The sequence below is a fragment of the Streptomyces sp. NPDC059832 genome, from assembly GCF_042731715.1.
Classification (GTDB): domain Bacteria; phylum Actinomycetota; class Actinomycetes; order Streptomycetales; family Streptomycetaceae; genus Streptomyces.
On the sequence record NZ_JBHWIY010000014.1, the window covers coordinates 118,536 to 136,444 of the forward strand.

13 protein-coding genes, 1 tRNA gene, 1 other RNA gene and 2 pseudogenes are annotated in these 17,909 nt (G+C 69.6%); 11 read left to right on the plus strand and 6 right to left on the minus strand.

Annotated features, from left to right (window positions below):
- The first annotated feature begins 134 nt into the window (after window positions 1-134).
- The 5 genes from ACFV8T_RS24900 to ACFV8T_RS24920 are packed head-to-tail and all read left to right on the plus strand — an operon-like array spanning window position 135 to window position 5,301.
- The gene (locus ACFV8T_RS24900; protein WP_385331272.1) at window positions 135-944 is read left to right on the plus strand and encodes a toll/interleukin-1 receptor domain-containing protein; all 810 of its coding nucleotides are present in this window, start codon (window positions 135-137) and stop codon (window positions 942-944) included.
- Window positions 941-2,920, plus strand: coding sequence for a hypothetical protein (locus ACFV8T_RS24905; protein ID WP_385331274.1), 1,980 nt, complete (start codon window positions 941-943; stop codon window positions 2,918-2,920). Before ACFV8T_RS24900 ends, ACFV8T_RS24905 begins: the two co-directional genes overlap by 4 nt.
- A complete protein-coding gene (locus tag ACFV8T_RS24910; RefSeq protein ID WP_385331276.1) occupies window positions 2,917-4,245 on the plus strand; it encodes a hypothetical protein in 1,329 nt (442 codons plus the stop codon). Before ACFV8T_RS24905 ends, ACFV8T_RS24910 begins: the two co-directional genes overlap by 4 nt.
- A 2-nt stretch (window positions 4,246-4,247) precedes the next feature.
- A complete protein-coding gene (locus ACFV8T_RS24915) occupies window positions 4,248-5,036 on the plus strand; it encodes a hypothetical protein (RefSeq protein ID WP_385331415.1) in 789 nt (262 codons plus the stop codon).
- Window positions 5,037-5,043: 7 nt separating this feature from the next.
- Complete coding sequence (locus ACFV8T_RS24920; RefSeq protein WP_385331278.1) at window positions 5,044-5,301, plus strand: helix-turn-helix transcriptional regulator; 258 nt, start codon at window positions 5,044-5,046, stop codon at window positions 5,299-5,301.
- A gap of 233 nt (window positions 5,302-5,534) precedes the next feature.
- Here the strand turns inward: ACFV8T_RS24920 and ACFV8T_RS24925 are convergent, their stop codons facing one another.
- The gene (locus ACFV8T_RS24925; protein WP_385331418.1) at window positions 5,535-6,677 is read right to left on the minus strand and encodes an IS30 family transposase; all 1,143 of its coding nucleotides are present in this window, start codon (window positions 6,675-6,677) and stop codon (window positions 5,535-5,537) included.
- A gap of 588 nt (window positions 6,678-7,265) precedes the next feature.
- The gene (locus ACFV8T_RS24930; RefSeq protein WP_385331280.1) at window positions 7,266-7,685 is read right to left on the minus strand and encodes a DUF6578 domain-containing protein; all 420 of its coding nucleotides are present in this window, start codon (window positions 7,683-7,685) and stop codon (window positions 7,266-7,268) included.
- 305 nt (window positions 7,686-7,990) lie between these two features.
- Between ACFV8T_RS24930 and ACFV8T_RS24935 the strand changes: the two genes are divergently transcribed.
- Window positions 7,991-8,767, plus strand: a complete 777-nt coding sequence (locus ACFV8T_RS24935; protein WP_385331283.1) for a hypothetical protein — start codon at window positions 7,991-7,993, stop codon at window positions 8,765-8,767.
- Between the two features lie 162 nt (window positions 8,768-8,929).
- Here the strand turns inward: ACFV8T_RS24935 and ACFV8T_RS24940 are convergent, their stop codons facing one another.
- The 3 genes and pseudogenes from ACFV8T_RS24940 to ACFV8T_RS24950 form a co-directional block, all read right to left on the minus strand.
- Entirely contained in the window at window positions 8,930-9,154 is a 225-nt protein-coding gene (locus ACFV8T_RS24940) for a cold shock domain-containing protein (RefSeq protein WP_385331285.1), read from the minus strand.
- 162 nt (window positions 9,155-9,316) lie between these two features.
- Window positions 9,317-9,901 (minus strand): GNAT family N-acetyltransferase, encoded by a 585-nt coding sequence (locus ACFV8T_RS24945; protein WP_385331287.1) that lies wholly within the window; start codon window positions 9,899-9,901, stop codon window positions 9,317-9,319.
- Window positions 9,898-10,272: pseudogene (locus ACFV8T_RS24950) on the minus strand (UTRA domain-containing protein); the annotation flags it as partial. The gene ACFV8T_RS24945 and the pseudogene ACFV8T_RS24950, both read right to left, overlap by 4 nt.
- On the opposite strand from ACFV8T_RS24950, the pseudogene ACFV8T_RS24955 reads away from it, so the two are divergent.
- Window positions 10,222-11,438, plus strand: a pseudogene (locus ACFV8T_RS24955) (tyrosine-type recombinase/integrase). The pseudogenes ACFV8T_RS24950 and ACFV8T_RS24955 sit on opposite strands and share 51 nt — an antisense overlap.
- Before the next feature lie 64 nt (window positions 11,439-11,502).
- Here the strand turns inward: ACFV8T_RS24955 and ACFV8T_RS24960 are convergent.
- Window positions 11,503-11,590: transfer RNA gene (locus ACFV8T_RS24960), tRNA-Ser, on the minus strand.
- A gap of 142 nt (window positions 11,591-11,732) precedes the next feature.
- On the opposite strand from ACFV8T_RS24960, the gene ffs reads away from it, so the two are divergent.
- From ffs to ACFV8T_RS24980, 4 genes are all read left to right on the plus strand, one after another.
- Window positions 11,733-11,829, plus strand: an RNA gene (ffs, locus tag ACFV8T_RS24965) — signal recognition particle sRNA small type.
- A gap of 150 nt (window positions 11,830-11,979) precedes the next feature.
- On the plus strand, window positions 11,980-14,199 hold the full coding sequence (locus ACFV8T_RS24970) for a DNA polymerase III subunit gamma and tau (protein WP_385331290.1): 2,220 nt from the start codon (window positions 11,980-11,982) through the stop codon (window positions 14,197-14,199).
- A gap of 115 nt (window positions 14,200-14,314) precedes the next feature.
- Window positions 14,315-15,565 (plus strand): phosphoribosylamine--glycine ligase, encoded by a 1,251-nt coding sequence (gene purD, locus ACFV8T_RS24975; protein WP_385331292.1) that lies wholly within the window; start codon window positions 14,315-14,317, stop codon window positions 15,563-15,565.
- A 358-nt stretch (window positions 15,566-15,923) separates the two neighbouring features.
- Complete coding sequence (locus ACFV8T_RS24980; protein ID WP_385331294.1) at window positions 15,924-17,717, plus strand: hypothetical protein; 1,794 nt, start codon at window positions 15,924-15,926, stop codon at window positions 17,715-17,717.
- Window positions 17,718-17,909: the final 192 nt, after the last annotated feature.

The following is a 17,909-nucleotide window of genomic DNA, read 5'->3' on the forward strand; positions in this document are numbered from 1 at the left end:
GGAAATTCTTCCTCGCCCGGCGGTTATTTCTCATGCCCTCCGCCGCGGTAAGGCCGACCGGCCTTCCATATCCCGGCGGCTTGCTGTCGCACCTTCTTCAGCCTGGGCGCCCATCACGCAGAATGGAAACCCGCATGCCTCTGATCTTTGTGAACTACCGGACCGACGACGAGGAAGCCACCGCCACGCTCGTGGACAGGGAGCTCTCTCGGGTATTCGGCAATGAGAACGTCTTCCGGGCGAGCAAGTCCATCGGGCCGGGGAGCCGGTTTCCTCAGGAACTGCTCACTGCCGTTCGGCGCAGCAGCGTGCTGCTGGCTGTCATCGGCCCCCGCTGGCTGAAGGCAGGAGGCACCGGGTACCGGAGCCCTCTGGAGGACGAGAGCGACTGGACGCGGCGGGAGATCCAGGAAGCGCTCGAGACAGGAGCCGTCGTCATTCCTCTTCTGGTCGGCGGGGCGAAGCGGCTGGGCAGCGAGGACCTTCCCGCGGAGATCGGGGATCTCGCCGACTGCCAGTACCGTCGGCTCAACCACCGCAACGCCGAAGCCGATCTGACGGGGCTGGCCGACGATCTCGTGAGGCTGCTGCCCGAACTCGCCGCCGCCGCTCGGAGCAACGGCTATCGGTCGCCCTCAGCTACGTCGGACGACGACGGGGGCGGGGACCCGGACGGGTCCGGGGACGCCCGGGTGCGGGCGAGGGTGATCAAGCACCGTCAGCGCGGCGGTATCGGAAACCTCAATGGCGATTTCTCCGGGACCTTCGTCAGCGAGCCCCAGGGCCCCGTCCACACCGGGAGCGGGCACCTCTATCAGGCGCGTGAACAGTACCTGGGCTCGCGCATCTCCAGCGACGGCGGTGCGGTGAACTACGTGGCCGACAACCACGGGGATGTCCAGCAGGGAGACCGGAACGGACGCCCCGAGGACGGGAAGCGTTGACCGGCCCGGGCGGCACGTCGGTCAACAACCCGCAGGGTCCCCTGCACAGCGGGGGAGGGAATCAGTACAACTACCACTGGTCGATCGGGAGCGAAGATCCGCTGGTCAGGTGCGGTGTTGACCGGCTGGAGATCGTACGGGAGCACCGGCTTCGGCTCGCCAGGTGCTTCGTACGCCCACGCGGTATCGGCCGGGCGGCCGACCGGCTGGCACAGCCCGGTGCCGTGGTGATCCTGCAGGGCGCCCTCGGGTCGGGCCGGCGTGCGGCAGCGACGATGTTGCTGGAGGAGGCCTCGGCACCCGGCGGCCGGATCGAGGAAATGCAGTCGAACCCGGAGGAGGGCGTCCCCGAACCGTCGCCCGCAGACCGTTACCTGCTGGACCTCTCCCACGTCGGTGAGGACGACTACGCGGCTGCGCAGCGCACCCTGATGATGTACCGGTCGCTCGTCGAGAAGCACGGGGCCCGTATGGTCGCCGTCCTCCCGGCCGGCTTGGAGTGGATGCTGGATGCGGAGCTTGCCCCGCTGGCGGTGGCCATTGAGCGGCCCCGCGGGCGGGCCGTCCTGAGCAGGCATTTGCGTATACGGGGCGTGAGTTTCGAGTACGAACAGCTGAGCACGGATGAGCTCGCCCATATGTTTGCCGCCGCTCCGATGCGGGAGCTCGACCGCCTGGCGGACCTGGTGTCGCAGGCCCGGGACAGCGCCCGGTACGGCACGGACTTCACCCACTGGCGGGATGAAGCCGTGGCCGCTGCGACGAACTGGTCGCAGCAGGTGGCCCAGCAGTTGCGGGATCACCGCAGCGGCCAGGAGCGGGCGCTGCTGCTGGCGGCCGCCATGATGAGCGGCGCGGCGGCGGACGCGGTCATGGGCGCCGCGAACCGGCTGCTGGAGCTCGTGCGGCACCCGAGGGACGAGACGCCGAGGCTGGCGCAGGAGGGTCTGGGGGAGCAGTTCGAGAAGCTGTCTCTCGTCCGGGAAGCCGACGGGCGGGTCCGCTTCGGAGGACTCGCCTACGACGGTGCGGTGCGACGCCACTTCTGGGAGAACTTTCCCGACCTTCGCCCGGGCTTCCGGGACTGGGTGGAGCAATGTGCGGCACTCCCGGAACTGGGCCCGGAGGACCGTGGGCGTCTCGTCGGCCGATTCGCCGAACAGGCACTCTCATCCGGCCGGCCCGACGATCTATGCGTACTCGTCGAGAAGTGGACCCAGCCCTCGTCAGGCGGCAGGCTAAGCGCTGCGGCTGCGACGACGCTGGAACTGGGCCTCAGCCATGAACAGTACGGTTCCCGCTTCCGTTTCCGCGTCTACCAGTGGGCGACAGCAGCGCGCCTGAAGCCCGATCTCGCACGCGTACTGATCGGCGTCTGTCGGCACGTCATCGCCGTCACCCACCCGGAGCAGGCCATGGTCAGGCTCCGTCACCTCGCACTGCGCCGGGAGACGCCCGAGGAGCTTGCGCAAGAGGCGCGTTCTGCCCTGATGCAACTGGCCCGCAAGAACCGCCGCTTGTACATGCGTTCGGTACTGCCGCTGTTGCCAGGGGCGAGGCCGGACAGCGGGAACCTCGACGTTCTCCTGGCTCTGCTGGACCCCGTGGATCTGGCGATCGAGCCGCCCTGGCAGGAGTTCACGCTGGCATGGCGGGCGGTCATGGGAGGAAGGCCCGCCGCTGCCTGGTGTCCGGTCGTGCAGCGCTGGCTCACTTTGTTGGCGCGGCGGGAAGCGAGCGACCGGGTTCTGTGCGCTCTGCTGCTGGCGGCCTCGGGCGAACGGCATCTACTGAACCAGCTCTACGTGACCACATGTGAATGGGCCGACTCGCAGGCCACCGACATCGTCCGGCAGGTACGCCGCGAGGACAGGGCACGAACCGCAGAGGCGTTCTGCCGCGAAATCGACCTTGCACAAGGCGTCGGGGGCGTCTCCTCCGGTACAGGTACACGAGTTACCAGGGAAGGAACATGAATACCCATCACGTCACGCGCCTTCTGTCCGCCGGCCTTCTGTCCGCTGTACTGACGATGGGAGCCGCGCTCGACTGGCCGATCTGGATGTGGTTTCTGCTTCCGGCTCTCTGCGCCGGCGCCCTCCTGGTCGACATGCGGGTACCGCGCCCGGAGGAAGGGAGCTCGGCCCAGGCTCCCGAGCCGGGTGAGGCAGCGCCCGAGCGCCCTGCGGAGAGCCCTTACCAGGAGACCTCGGTGGTGGTGGTGCCGGTCGAGAGCGCCGTCGCGGACTGCCCGTTCCTGTTCTCGGCAACCGTCTGGTGGCGGCTCGCCGATGAGGGTGGCTCTTGGCGGCATGGCAACCCCGCTGCCCTGGCCTCGACGGCCGTCCTGAGACGCGTGCAGCGGATGACATCCACGGAACACCCCAACCGGTGCACGTTCCTGGAGCACTCCATGGAGGGCGTACTGGGGATGCCCGCTCCCGATGACGAGGGACTGGTGGTCGCCTTCGCCACGGACATCCGGCTCGTCCTGCGGCAGAAGGACCAGGAGCATCTCGATGAACTGGACGGGCTGCGCAAAGCCGTGGACACCTGGGAGAGCCGTAGGCAGCACGAGCGCAATGTCCGCGAGTACCTCGGCGATGACGTTCTGCAGAGCCCCGGCAGCGCGGTGGTGTGGTGGATGGCCCGCCACGACGATCAGATCGAACGCGCGGTGGAGATGATCGCTCCCCTGACAGTCCTGTCTGCCGCTGCCAATGACGAGGAGATTCCGGAGGAGTACCGCGACCTGTTCCAGACGTCCGAGAGTTCGCCCGAGAAGGATCCGACGGGCGGATTCGACCACCCGGAGCCGATCGGTGAGGAGACTGTGCCGAGCGATGACTCCAACTGGCTGGCAGCGGACCAGCAGCCCTCGATGAGCGATCAACTGTCCAGCTGGATGGAGAGTATGGGGATCGACGAGGGGTCTGTCGAAGGCACGGTGTTCTTGCACCGCCTCGCGCAGATGTCGGATGCAGCGGGCCGGCCGGAGGCTGCGGAGAACATCCGCAGGAAAACGCGCGGGGAGCGGCGAGAGGAAGGACCGACCGCTGCTGGCGCCTCCGAGGACTGCCCGCCGGATCCGTCGTCGGCTGCCGATAGCGTCCACACACCGTCGCCGTGCGAAGGCGGGCCGGACGGCTACCGGACCGACGGAGCCCAGCCACCCCGAGCCGGGAGTTGGCAGGTCACGCCGGAGGGCGTGGTATCCGAAACGGACGAGACGAACTGGTCGGGCCCTGACGGACCGGGGCAGGGCGCCCCCGGCCCGGACCATGAAGGGGGCGAGCGGTGAGCATGTCCCCGGCACACGATGTCTTCGCCCGCATCTGCCAATCCGTGGAGGACCGGTACGCCGACACAGCGCTGCTGTGCGGGCGTACTGCCCGGCGCTCCACACCGCTCTGCGACGGAGAAGGAATCACGCTGGATATCCTGAAGACTCGCGCCGTCCGCGGCGAACCAGGGAGTCCGGAACGAATTGCTGCGTGGCGGCACATCGCCCGCCACCTGCGCGATGAGGCAGCGGTTGGGGGCGAACGGGACTGGACGCTGATCACGGTATGGCTGATCGCGCCCCGTTTGCGGGGAGCGGCGTACGTGATCGCCCGCCGTACGGGCGCTGAGTGGGCCGATGTCTGCTCCGCTCTGTTGCAAGGGGCGTTGGAAGCCGCACGGGCCATCGAGAGAGTGGATGCAACGCGGATCGAGCAGCATCTGGTTGATGCGGCGTTCGCCGCCGGGTGGCGGACCGATCGTCGCAGTCCGAAGGAGAAGCCCGTCGGGGAAGTCGGGGAACGTTATTCGGCGCGGGAAGAGATGGTGCTCCAGCCGCTGACCGCCAGGCTTGGCGAGGTTGTACGCGTCGACGCGATGTCCAGTGCACTCGCTCAACGGGCACAGGGCGAACGGCTGGGTTCGCTGGCGTACCGCATGGGCCTCCTGGCGCGCGTGCGCCAGGAGCGCCGACACAGTCGGTCCGTGCAACGTCAACCGCGTGCCGGTGTCCACCAGAAGCCGGGCGGGTCGAGCGAACAGCCTCGCCTGTTCGAGATGCAGGGGTCTGCCGATGAAGCGTCATCGTGACGAGTCCGTGGCCTTCTCCGCGGTATTCGGACTTCCGGTAGAAGTCGGGCTGCGCATAGCCGCGGAGGCGTTGAACCTGAGCCTGACCACCGCGTATCGGCAGGTCAGAAACGGTGACTTTCCCTGCCCAGTGCGGAAGACCGGGCGACGGTACATAGTGCGGCTTTCGGACCTGATGCGTGAGCTCGGCATTCAGGACGTGCGGGTGAGCTACGACGACATCGAAGCAGGGGCACGGTTCGCCGGTGGGGAGGCCGACACCTGAGGCGGAACAACGGGAACCAAGGCGAGGGACCGGAGCGGCGTACAGGTGGCTGTCGGTGAGGCCGCCCGCCTGTTCACCCGGGGAGAGCGCGACGACGATCGGTCCTGAAGATCAGTTCGTGCTGGTTCGGCCGTGGCGATGCAGCGTGGCGTCGCGCGGTGGCGACGCGTCCTTCCGCAACGTCGAAGGCCCCCGCAGCAAGGCGAATTCCAGGGGTCGTAGCAACACAGTGATCAACTGGCTGTGGCCAGGAGCTTAGCGAGACGCTCGGCTGGGGTTTCCCAGCCGAGCGTTTTGCGTGGCCTGCTGTTCAGCTCGGCGGCGACGGCCACCAGGTCCTCGGGGGCATGGGCGGACAGGTCGGTGCCCTTGGGGAAGTACTGCCGCAGCAGGCCGTTGGTGTTCTCGTTCGAGCCGCGCTGCCAGGGGCTGCCGGGGTCACAGAAGTAGACGGGCATGTCCGTCGCGATGCTGAACTGCGTGTGCAGGTGCATCTCGGAGCCCTGGTCCCAGGTGAGCGAGCGCTTGAGCTGGGCGGGAAGGGCCGAGACGGTGCGTATGAGCGCGTCTCGCATCTGGGCGGGCTGCCGGCCGTCGGGCAAGTGGACCAGGGCGACGAAGCGGCTGGAGCGTTCGACCAGCGTCCCGATCGCGGACTTGAGTCCCTTGCCGATGATCAGGTCGCCCTCCCAGTGGCCGGGGACAGCCCGGTCGGCGGCCTCTGCCGGGCGCTCGCTGATCATCACCATGTTGGGTGCCATGCGGGGCTGGCGCTTGGTGGAGCTGCGGTGGGGACGCCGGTAGGTGCGTCCGGTCCGCAGAGCCCGGGCCAGCTCCCTGCGGAGTTCACCGCGGCCTTGGACGTAGAGAGCTTGGTAGACCGTCTCGTGGGTCACGTGCATCTCCGGGCGCTTGGGGAAGCGTGCCTTGAGAGCGTGGCAGATCTGCTCGGGACTCCAACGGCGTTCGAGGTGGTGCTGGATGAAGTCCCGCAGCTCGGGGTTCTGGCCGATCTTGCCGGGCTTGGGGCGGGGCCGACGGGCGTCAGCGCGGCTCTGTGCGGCATGAGGGCGATGAGCCCAGCGGGAGGCGTCACCTCGTAGGGGCATGCCATTGCGGCGTATCTCCCGGCTGATGGTGGAGGGGCTGCGGCCCAGCTCGGCGGCGATCCGTCGGATGGATACCTTCTCCCGTAGACGGTCCGCGATGTGGATGCGCTCGGCCTTGCGCAGGTAGCGGGACGGACCTGAAGGAGGCACCTCCTTGTGGATCGGAGGTGCCTCCTTCTGCCGCCGGTCGGCGCTTCGGCCGTTCCGCCAGCGTCGCCCGGTCTTCTCGTTGATGCCGATGATCCGGCACGCTTCCTTGTTGCCCACGCCCTGCTGCATGAGCTGGGAGTATGCCTCCCGCTCACGCAGCAGCTTCGTGGGCCCCTGGGCCGTCCGACTCTCTCGGATCTTGAAGTCCATCGCATCCCCTGAGCTGGGGTGTTGCGACGACCACTAGAACTTAAGCAAGCTGCGGGGGCCTTCGACGTATTGCCCGGTGAGAGCAATGGCGGAGGATACGAGATTCGAACTCGTGAGGGGTTGCCCCCAACACGCTTTCCAACTGTGCGAGTGGCTGTTCGTGAGCGTTCATGCACGGTCACTCGGCAGCTCAGAGAGGACCGGCGTACGGCGGTGAACTGCGGCGGGCGTGAGCAAACTGAACAAAGAACAGGACAACAAGCGGCGGTGGAGCGGGCCCTTGCCCGGCGGATGCTGGCCCAAGTTTGCCGTCAGTGCCGTGATCTACGGCCTCCACGGGCTTCTGATCCGTAGCTCTAGCCGGATCGGTCAGCGACGGCCATACCGGCCGCCCCGAGGCCCCGGAGGGACGCTACCGAACAGGGGCGGTTGCTGGGGTTGCGGTACGGAGCTGCTGTACAGCGACCGGGCAGGAAGCCTGCCCCGCCGACTCCTTCATTGACCGCGAGCAGCAGCACCTTCCGGTCCGTCTGTGGCACGCCGAGCCGTCACCAGATAGCCCGCGAAGCTAAGGTCCGGCCTGGCCTTCGCCCACCCGTCCGCCTCCTTCACCGGAACCAGCACGGTCGTGCCCGGAACGGGGTAGTTCACCTTGTCCGTAGCGCCCGGGGGTACCCCGTAACGGCAGTGCACCTCGGCAATCGACACCACCTCCACCGAGGTGGGTGCATGCCCATCCCCTTGGCCGTGATGCTCCTCGCGGAAGTCGATCTCATCCGCACGTTCGCCGCCAACGACGTCGGCGTAATCCTCCGAATCGACCTCCAGCAGCGTCCAGGAGACAACATCCCCTGGCGCGAAGCTCTGTCCGCAGCACTGGATCTGCCAGTCATCGATCCAAATCGTCAACGTCATGTGGCCATTGTCCGCCGAGCGACCTGAGCTCATTAGGGGCCTCGCGCATGATCTACGACACCCGCTTTAGGAGCGAGGTGGGGCCACTTGGGGTCTGACCTGCGGGACGGCGACTAGGGCGCCCTGTCCGCTGTGGTCCCTGCCAGCAGCCGCAGTTCCCCGTGAGTCCCTGCCCCACCTGGCGCGGTTGTGGCACGGGCACCTCTGATCTGTAGCTCTAAGACCCGCCCCATTACTGCGAGTTACGGATCAGCCCTTAGGGTGGTGTGTCTTGCAGCCATGGCGATTTGAGATGCGGAGAGACGATGAGCCACGAAGCGGCCACCGACCGCGGCCCCACCACGCAGCCCGATTTAGGCCCCAATGACGGCAAAGTGCGCAAGAACCGGCTTCGGCTTCTGGCGATCGGGGCCGCGGCCGGTGCCACGCTCGCTGTTGGTGGCATCCTCGTCGTGACATCGATTATGGGCGATGACTCTCGTCCTCAGTTGGACGCCAGGACGTCCCCGAGCCCGGAAGGCGACAAGCCCTCGGAACCGCCGGGGCAGGAGTTCACGCCAGCCACCGCCCGTGCTCGTGCATTGCTGCAACCGGATTCGACCGCTGAAGGCATAGGGACTGGCTTCGAGCACTCTGCGCTCGGCGCGGCCTCTGCTGCGGTCTCTTACTGGCAAGGCTTCGACCTGCGGGATGAAGAGATCGCACGCAAACAGTGGACTGCGGTCACCTCTAAGGGCTCCCCCGAAACCATCGACAGAGGTGTCAGCGGGCTGGTTGGAGCACCTGATTGGGGCGAAGTACCGAATGAGGGAAGCGCAGTCGTGAAAGCGATCCTCGAACGCAGTCTCAACGGCAGCGGCGATGTTGTCGTCGTATGGATGGTCTACGACCGCCTTGCCGCCGGTGGCCATGGCGAATCGCTGGAGGACGAGACCACCTATCTGATCCTCAAGTGGGAGGACGGGGACTGGAAGGTGACGGAAGAACCGCAGTACGCGACCAGGGTCGGCGGTCCGCGTGCCTACCACCCGGATAGCAAGTGGGCCTTTTCGGACGGCTGGCGGCGGGTTGCGCGTGGCTAGACCTTGTCTGCGGGGCATCTACCGCTGGATGAACGGACCGAGCTCGCTCGCGGCAGCACCCTGGCCCACGGCATGCACTCGAAGCCGTACCAACTGGACCTACTGGCTGCACCGGGGGTGGCCCGGGCTGCCAGGGATGCCGCCTACCAATTGCTGTGGATGTCAGGCAGTCCGAGGCACGATGCTCACCGCGCGGTAGTCGTACCTGTCCTGCTTGAAGCCGACGGCTTCCCATGTGAGTTCGACGTGCTGGCCGGCCGACAGCGTGCGGAAGCCGGTCGCCTGGATGTCGGCGTAGTGGCCGAAGCAGCCGCCGGGGGTCTCGGGTGAGTCAAGAACACCCCACCCTTCCTCGTCGTCCCACTCGCGGACAGTCGCAGTCACCATGGACGGAACCCTACGGCTTCCGCTGTGCAGACGCGTCTGGCACCTGAGCTTGGGAATCTTGCCCCGAGCCCCGCTAGCCCCCCCGCCTGACCTTGGATGATGCGGGCGCCGGACGCCCTTGCGTTGCGACCGGCGACCCGTCATTGACCGTGGTTTACCGCCCTACGTGGTGCGGAGGTGGTGCGCAGGTTGTGCGGGCGGTAGGTCAGTCGCGTCTGTCAGGCCGTGGTCGCTGTTCAGCCGAGTCGAGCGTTGGGCGAGCCATCCGGAGACCCGGGGGCCGCCGTTCACAGCCCCACCGTCGGTGACGGTGCGGACGTGATCGAACCCGTGGCGCAGATAGTAGCTCTGGAGCGTTTCGTTCGTGGTCCATGCGTCGAGCCGAAGCCAAACGGCGCCGGAGCGGTGCGCTCGGTCATCTGCCCAGTCGAGGAGCCTCCCGCCCAGGTCCTGCCCGGCGTGGGTGCGTGCCACGGTCAGCTTGTTCACGAACATCGACGGCTCGGCAAGCTCCCGCTCCGTCCACAGTCCAGCTTCCGCCTCGGGCGTCAGCGTTATTGTCGCTGCGGTGGTCGCCCCATCCCGGACCATGAAGACGACACCTGCGTCGATCGTGGCGCGCAGCTTGTCGGCCGGGTAGGGGCGTCGCCACTGATCGGTGCCAAGGGCGGTGAGCCAGGAGGCGGCCTCTTCTCGAAAGGCCAGCAGCTTTTCCAGGTCCGCCGGTGTGGCGCTCTCGATGATCACTGCGGCGCATCCCCCCGAGCGGTGAGCGTTCCGATCTCGTAGTTCATGTGGTTCAGGTCGCCGCGAAATGTCGTGATCGTGCATCGGACGGGCTTGTCCTCCGCGTACCCCGTACGAGTCCAGAGCAGCACGGGCACCCCGGCGCTGATGTCCAGCATTCGGGCCTCGTCAGGTGTGGGCATGCGGGCAGAGATCTCGTCGAAGTAGCCGATCTGCTCGATGCCGACCCCTGCCAGGTAGCGGGTGGTCCCTTCTGCCACGTCACCTGGCTCCGCGAGTCGTGGCGCTTCCTTCACGAGCCAGTCGGGGTAGTAGGTCGCCTGCGTCGACCACGGCACGTCATCCACGAACCGGTGGCAGAACCGGAGGACCGCAGGCACATCACCCGCCCGTCCGAAGACGCCTTGGCCGCAGAGGTCAAACGGCTGGAGAAACAGCGTGACCAGGGGACTGCACAGCAGCCCGGCAAGCTGTGGACAGTTGAGAAGTGGCTCTGGCACTGGGTCGAGAACATCGCCAAGGACGTCGTCAGCGAAAACACCTACGACGGGTACGAGGCCGCGGTTCGCGTGCACCTTGTACCCGGCATCGGTAAGCACCGCATCGACCGCCTGGAGCCGGAGCACCTGGAGAGCCTGTACCGCCGGATGCAGAAGAATGGCAGCAAGGCCGCCACAGCCCATCAGGCGCATCGCACCGCTCGTACCGCACTCGGTGAGGCGGTACGACGTGGCCACGCCGCGAAGAACGCCGCCGCGCTTGCCAAGCCGCCACGGGTGGAGGAGCCGGAGGAGGAGATCGAGCCCTACTCGGTCGAAGAGGTGCAGAGCCTGCTGATCGAGGTCAACAAACGCCGCAACAGTGCACGTTGGATGCTGGCGCTGGCGCTGGCGCTTGGACTGCGACAGGGAGAGACGCTGGGGCTGCGTTGGTCCGATGTTGACTTGCATCACGAGTACCTGAAGCTGCGCCGGAATCGACTGCGCCCGAAGTACGAGCACGGGTGCAAGGAGGCGGACCCGTGCGGCCGAAAGGCCGGGTACTGCCCGGAGCGCAAGCAGGTGCGGCGCGAGACGAAGAACACCAAGTCGCGCGCCGGCCGCCGTGCGGTTCCCCTGCCGGGCCCTCTGGTCGTGATGCTGCGAACGCACAGGGAAGCCCAGGCCCGGGAGCGCAAGACCGCCGGGAACCTGTGGACCGAATCGGACTACGTGTTCACGAAGCCGCTCGGGGGCCCGCTCAGTCCGAACACGGACTACCACGACTGGAAGAGGCTGCTGGAGGACGCGGGGGTGCGTGACGCGCGGCTGCACGACGCACGGCACACCGCCGCCACCGTCCTCATGCTGCTTGGCGTCCCGGACCGCGTGATCGACCAGATCATGGGCTGGGAGGCAGGCACGTCCGCCCGGATGCGCGCGCGGTACCTGCATGTGCCCGACGCCATGCTGAAGGACGTGGCGCAGAAGCTCGCGGACGCCATCTGGGGCCCTCACCGAACGGCCTTGTGGACAAAGACCAGAACAACGGGGGCTGAGACAACGTCGAAGGGCCCCACCGTGAACGGTGGGGCCCTTCGACGTATTGCCCGGTGAGAGCAATGGCGGAGGATACGAGATTCGAACTCGTGAGGGGTTGCCCCCAACACGCTTTCCAAGCGTGCGCCCTAGGCCACTAGGCGAATCCTCCGCGGCAAACAATACAAGACGTTGAGGAGTGCTCGCGAACCCGTTCCCCCCGGACTTCTCCCGGACCCCCCTCGGACTCGTTCGCGGGGGATCCGGGAGGCGGGGCAGTGGACCGGCAGGGGTGGGGATCGGCTAAGGTGGGCGTCAGCCCCTCACGTGGCGCTATCTGACTGAACTCCCCCAGGGCCGGAAGGCAGCAAGGGTAGGTCGGCTCTGGCGGGTGCGTGGGGGGCCCTTGTGTTTCCCGGGCCTGCTGCTTTGCCAGGCTTTCGCTTCCCGGGCTCTCGTTTCCCGGGCCTGTGCTTCCCGGGCCTGCGGTTCCTGGGGTGCCGGGCGGCGCTTCGCACGGTCCGGGGCCGGTTGTCGGTCCGCCCGGATAACCTCGTATGTGTGTCGTCCCTTGCGCTGTACCGCCGCTACCGCCCCGAGTCGTTCGCCGAGGTCATCGGGCAGGAGCATGTCACCGACCCGCTGCAGCAGGCGCTGCGGAACAACCGGGTCAATCACGCGTACCTGTTCAGCGGTCCGCGCGGCTGTGGCAAGACGACCAGCGCGCGCATCCTCGCCCGCTGTCTGAACTGCGAGCAGGGGCCGACGCCCACGCCGTGCGGGGAGTGCCAGTCCTGCCGGGACCTCGCGCGCAACGGGCCGGGTTCGATCGATGTCATCGAGATCGACGCCGCGTCGCACGGTGGCGTGGACGACGCCCGTGATCTGCGGGAGAAGGCGTTCTTCGGGCCCGCGTCGAGTCGTTACAAGATCTACATCATCGACGAGGCGCACATGGTCACGTCGGCGGGGTTCAACGCCCTGCTGAAGGTGGTCGAGGAGCCGCCGGAGCATCTGAAGTTCATCTTCGCCACGACCGAGCCCGAGAAGGTCATCGGCACCATCCGGTCGCGTACGCACCACTACCCGTTCCGTCTCGTGCCGCCGGGGACGCTGCGCGAATACCTCGCCGAGGTCTGCGGCAAGGAGAACAGCACCGTCGAGGACGGCGTGCTGCCGCTCGTCGTGCGGGCCGGGGCCGGGTCCGTGCGTGACTCGATGTCGGTGATGGACCAGCTGCTGGCCGGTGCGGGCGACGACGGTGTGACATACGCCATGGCGACCTCGCTGCTCGGTTATACGGACGGCTCGCTGCTCGACTCGATCGTGGACGCCTTCGCGGCGGGCGACGGGGCTGCGGCGTTCGAGGTCGTGGACCGGGTGGTCGAGGGCGGCAACGACCCGCGCCGCTTCGTCGCCGACCTCCTGGAGCGGCTGCGCGACCTGGTGATCCTGGCCGCTGTGCCGGACGCCGGGGAGAAGGGGCTGATCGATGCCCCCGCCGATGTCGTCGAGCGGATGCAGGCCCAGGCGTCCGTCTTCGGCGCCGCCGAGCTGAGCCGCGCCGCCGACCTGGTCAACGAGGGGCTCACGGAGATGCGCGGGGCGACCTCGCCGCGTCTCCAGGTCGAGCTGATCTGCGCCCGGGTGCTGCTGCCCGCGGCCTTCGACGACGAGCGTTCGCTGCAGGCCCGGCTCGACCGGCTGGAGCGGGGCGCGTCCTTCGCGACCGCGGGCCCGGGGCCCGCCATGGGATACGTGCCCGGCCCGGAGGCGCCGGCCCACGCGCCCGCGCCCGCCGCGTCCACCGCACCTGTCGTGCAGCCCGGTGCGGGACCCGCCGCCGCGCGTGCGGCGGTACGGGGCGAGGCGCCCGCGCCCGCGCCGGTCCAGGCGGCGCCGCCCGCCCCCGCCGCAGCACCGCCCGAGGTCCCCGCCGCCCCCGTGGCCCCGCAGCCGCCGGCCGAGGCCCCGGCTCCCGCGGGCGGTCAGCGTCCCGGTGCCTGGCCCACCGCCGCCGCGCCGGAATCGGGCCGACGTCCCGGTGGCTGGCCGACCGCTTCCGCCCCGGGCCAGTCGCCCGCCCCGCAGGCCGCTCCGGCCGCCGCGCCGGTCCAGGCCGCGCCCGCCGCACCGGTGCCTGCCGTCGCCGAGCCGGGTCCGGGCATGACCCAGGGTGCCGGCCAGGTGCGGAACATGTGGCCGGACATCCTGGAAGCGGTGAAGAACCGCCGCCGGTTCACCTGGATCCTGCTCAGCCAGAACGCCCAGGTCACCGGCTTCGACGGCAGCACCCTGCAGATCGGCTTCCTCAACGCGGGCGCGCGTGACAACTTCGCGAGCAGCGGCAGCGAGGACGTGCTGAGGCAGGCCCTCGCCGAGCGGTTCAACGCGCAGTGGAAGATCGAGGCCGTCGTCGACCCGTCGGGCGGCGCCGGCGCACCCCCGCAGACCGGCGGAGGCCGCCCCTCTGCCGCGCCGTCCATGCCGCAGCACCAGGCCCCCGCGCCCCAGCAGAGTTACGAGCCCCGGCCGGCCGCCTCTCCGCACCAGCAGCCGGGTCACCAGCAGCAGCCGGCTCACCAGCAGCCGGGCGCCGCATCCGCCGCGGAGCCCGCGCCGCGGCCGTACTCCGCGCCCGAGCCCCCGCGCGCGGTCGCGCCCGAGGACGACACCCCCGAGGCCGACGACCCGGACCTCGTCGACTCGGCGCTCTCCGGGCACGACCTGATCGTCCGAGAGCTGGGAGCCACGGTCGTCGAGGAGTTCACCAACGAATGACGGATAACGAATAACGGACTGCGGGGGCGCCCGGGGTGTCCGCCACGGCTCCCGCGGTGTCCACGGAGCGGCGTCCCGTCAAGGGCGCTACGCCCCGGCGGCTAGGCTGCACCCCGTGAAGGTCCTCGTCATCGGCGGCGGCGCCCGCGAACACGCCCTGTGCCGCTCTCTGTCCCTCGACCCCGACGTCACCGCTCTGTACTGCGCTCCCGGCAACGCCGGTATCGCGGAGGTGGCCGAACTGCACCCGGTCGACGCCCTCGACGGCGACGCCGTCGCGCGCCTCGCCACCGACCTGGGCGCCGAGCTGGTGGTCGTCGGCCCGGAGGCGCCGCTCGTCGCCGGGGTCGCCGACGCCGTGCGCGCCGCGGGCATCCCCTGCTTCGGCCCCTCCGGCGAGGCGGCCCAGCTGGAGGGCTCCAAGGCGTTCGCCAAGGACGTGATGGCCTCTGCCGCCGTCCCGACCGCCCGTAGCTACGTCTGCACCACCCCGGCCGAGATCGACGCCGCTCTCGACGCCTTCGGCGCCCCGTACGTCGTCAAGGACGACGGTCTCGCCGCGGGCAAGGGCGTCGTCGTCACCGACGACGTCGAGGCGGCCCGTGCCCACGCCCTGGCCTGCGACCGCGTGGTCATCGAGGAGTTCCTCGACGGCCCCGAGGTGAGCCTCTTCGCGATCACGGACGGCACCACCGTGCTGCCGCTCCAGCCCGCGCAGGACTTCAAGCGCGCCCTGGACGACGACGAGGGCCCGAACACCGGCGGCATGGGCGCGTACTCCCCGCTTCCGTGGGCCGACCCCAAGCTGGTCGACGAGGTCATGGAGTCGGTGCTCCAGCCGACCGTCGACGAACTCCGCCGCCGCGGCACCCCGTTCTCCGGGCTGCTGTACGCGGGCCTCGCGATCACCTCGCGCGGCGTCCGGGTGATCGAGTTCAACGCCCGCTTCGGCGACCCCGAGACCCAGGTGGTCCTGGCCCGCCTGAAGACCCCGCTGGCCGGCGTCCTGCTCGGCTCCGCCAACGGCACGCTCGACGAGCTGCCCCCGCTCAAGTGGCGCGACGAGGCCGCCGTCACCGTGGTCATCGCCTCGCACAACTACCCGGGTACGCCGCGCACGGGCGACCCGATCGAAGGGCTCGACGACGTGGCGGCGCAGGATGCCCCGCACGCGTACGTCCTGCACGCGGGCACCAGGCGGGAGGGCGACACGATCGTCAGCGCGGGCGGCCGGGTGCTGTCCGTGACCGCGACCGGCAAGGACCTCGCGGGCGCCCGGGAGCGTGCCTACGCGGCGGCGGCCCGGATCCGGCTCGACGGCTCGCAGCTCCGTACGGACATTGCCCGCAAGGCCGCGGAGGGCTGAGACGGGCCGCCGGATGCGGGAGACCGGCCGCGGAGCGCCGAGACCGGCCCTCCCGCATCCGGCCCTCCGGCCTCCCGCATCCGCCCTCCCGCATCCGGCCTCCCGCAGTCCCGCCGACGCGCCCCGACATGCCTCGACGCGCCGCTGCCTCAAGGACGGCGGCGCGTCAGCACCTTTGCCCAAAGCCATTCCATCGAGTGACGGCTGAGCCATCCGGATGACGCCCGCCGAGGCCCCAACTAGGGTGCGGCGCAAGCATTCCGGCACTTGGCCCACTGGCATTGCGATGTCGGTGACGGGTGCCACAGTGGGGGAGTGAGCAACACCGCCGCGGGGGCAGAGGGGGTGACGTCCGGCCGTGTCCGGTATCGGTACAAGTGAGGAGCTGGGTGCGCTGAATGCGCGTGCCCGAGCTCACGCGCTGCTGCGCATCCGCGGCAGGGCGGCAGCCGTGGCGATCCTGCCGGCGGCGGTGGCCGTCGTGCTGCTCGTGGCGGGTGCCCAGGGCCTGGCCGTGGGCAGCGGCTGGGACACGGCGCGCTGGGTCGTGACGGCCTGCGCGGTCGTCGTGCTCCTGCTCGCCGCGGCCGTCGCGGTCGCGATCGTACGGGCGAGGCCGGCGGTCAGCCCGACCGTCCCGCTCCCGGAGAAGGCCGCCCCCGATCTCTATCGCCTGGTCAGGGACCTCGCCGACCGGCTCGGGGTTCCCGCGCCGTCGGCAATAGCTCTGACACCCGACTGCGACAGCTGGCTGGAGGACCGCACCCACCCCTCGGCGCAGTCCGCGGCGGACACCGGCCAGGATCCGGCGGCGCATTCCGCGGCCCGGACCCGCCGCCGGGTCCAGGCGGCTCCGGTGCTGGTCATCGGATCGCCGTTCCTGTGGTGGATGCGGGTCGCGGAGCTACGGGCGGTGCTCGCCCCGGTCGTCGCGGGTACAGGCCCGTCCGCCCATCCCGACATAGCAGCCGCCCGTCGTTTCGTCCGGGGGCTCGACGGAGCGGTCGCCGACGCCGCCGTGCCCGTGCAGGGACCGCTGGCCGGGGTGCGCGGAGTGCCCCGTGTCTTCGTCGGCCGGATCGCCAGGCTGCTGCTGCGCAGTTGTCGCAGCCATGCCGCAGAGATGGAGCGGAGCGTCGCCGCCGCCGCGTCGGTCCGTGCACAGGGTGTGGACTACGGTCTGCGGATCGTCGCCCAGGAGCAGGTCGGCCTCGCCTACGCGGGCTGGGACCGGCTGCTCACCCGGGTCGCCCTGCCCGCCTGGCGGATGGGCCGCTGGCCGTCCCGGCTGGACGCGGGCGTCGTGTCCGCCCTCACCGAGCTGTCCCGGCGCGACCGGCTCGCCGACGGATTCGCCTCACGGCTCGGCGAGCGCCCCGCCTGCGATCTCCTGGAGGAGCCGGGTGCGGCCGACGAGGCGGCATCGCTGCTGGCGGCCCGGCTGTTCCACGGCGGCCCGGCCCGGTCGGGTCCGGACTGGTCGCCGGTCGACTGGCAGCAGTACCCGGAAGAGGTCGTCGACCGGAAGTGGCGCACCGAGGCCGCCCGCCTGCACCGCGTCCTCGACTCGATGAGCGCCACGCCCGCCCCGGCAGCCGCGCCCGCCCCGGGCCCGGGTCCCGACGGCCCGGAGGGCGCCGCCCACGCCCCCTCCCGTCCCGCCTGCCCCATCGACGCGGGGGTGCCCACGCTGGCCCGTGTCGTCGAGCATCTGGCAGGCCGGACCGGGGGCGGCGAGGCGCTCGCCGCCGGGATCAGCGCCGCGGTGGCCCGCGAGGAGGCGGCGGCCCAGCAGCACCGGGCCGGTGGCGCATCGCGCCCGGCGAGCGCCCCGGCCGCCGTCGGCGGGGACGCCCTGGACGTCTGGGGCCCCGACCCCCTCCCGCTCTTCCCGCTCCAGCCACCCCGCACGGGTACGGAGCTGCTCGCCGACCATGTCGCGGCGATGGTCTGCTGCGCGGCGGTGGACACGGCGGGCGCGGCGCCCGGCCTCGACTGGCTCGACGGTCCCGCGCTGCTGATCGACGGCGAGCGCGGGGCCGACCTGGGCAGTCCCGTCCTCAGCCTGGTCGAGGACGGGGACGCGGAACCGCTGCGTTCCTGGCTGGACTCGATCGGTGTACGAACCGACAAACCCGTCCGCCTCGTCTGAACCACCTGCCCCCGCCGTCACACCCCAACACCCGGAACGGTACGTTCCGTTCACGTCAATTCGCGACGAACGGTGACGGACTGCATGCGTTATGTGATGTGCTGGGGATCGACGCTGACAGTCGGCGCACCACTGTTGGCGCACTGATGACGCATGACCACTGGCGATCGACCATCGGCCATCGACTGCTGT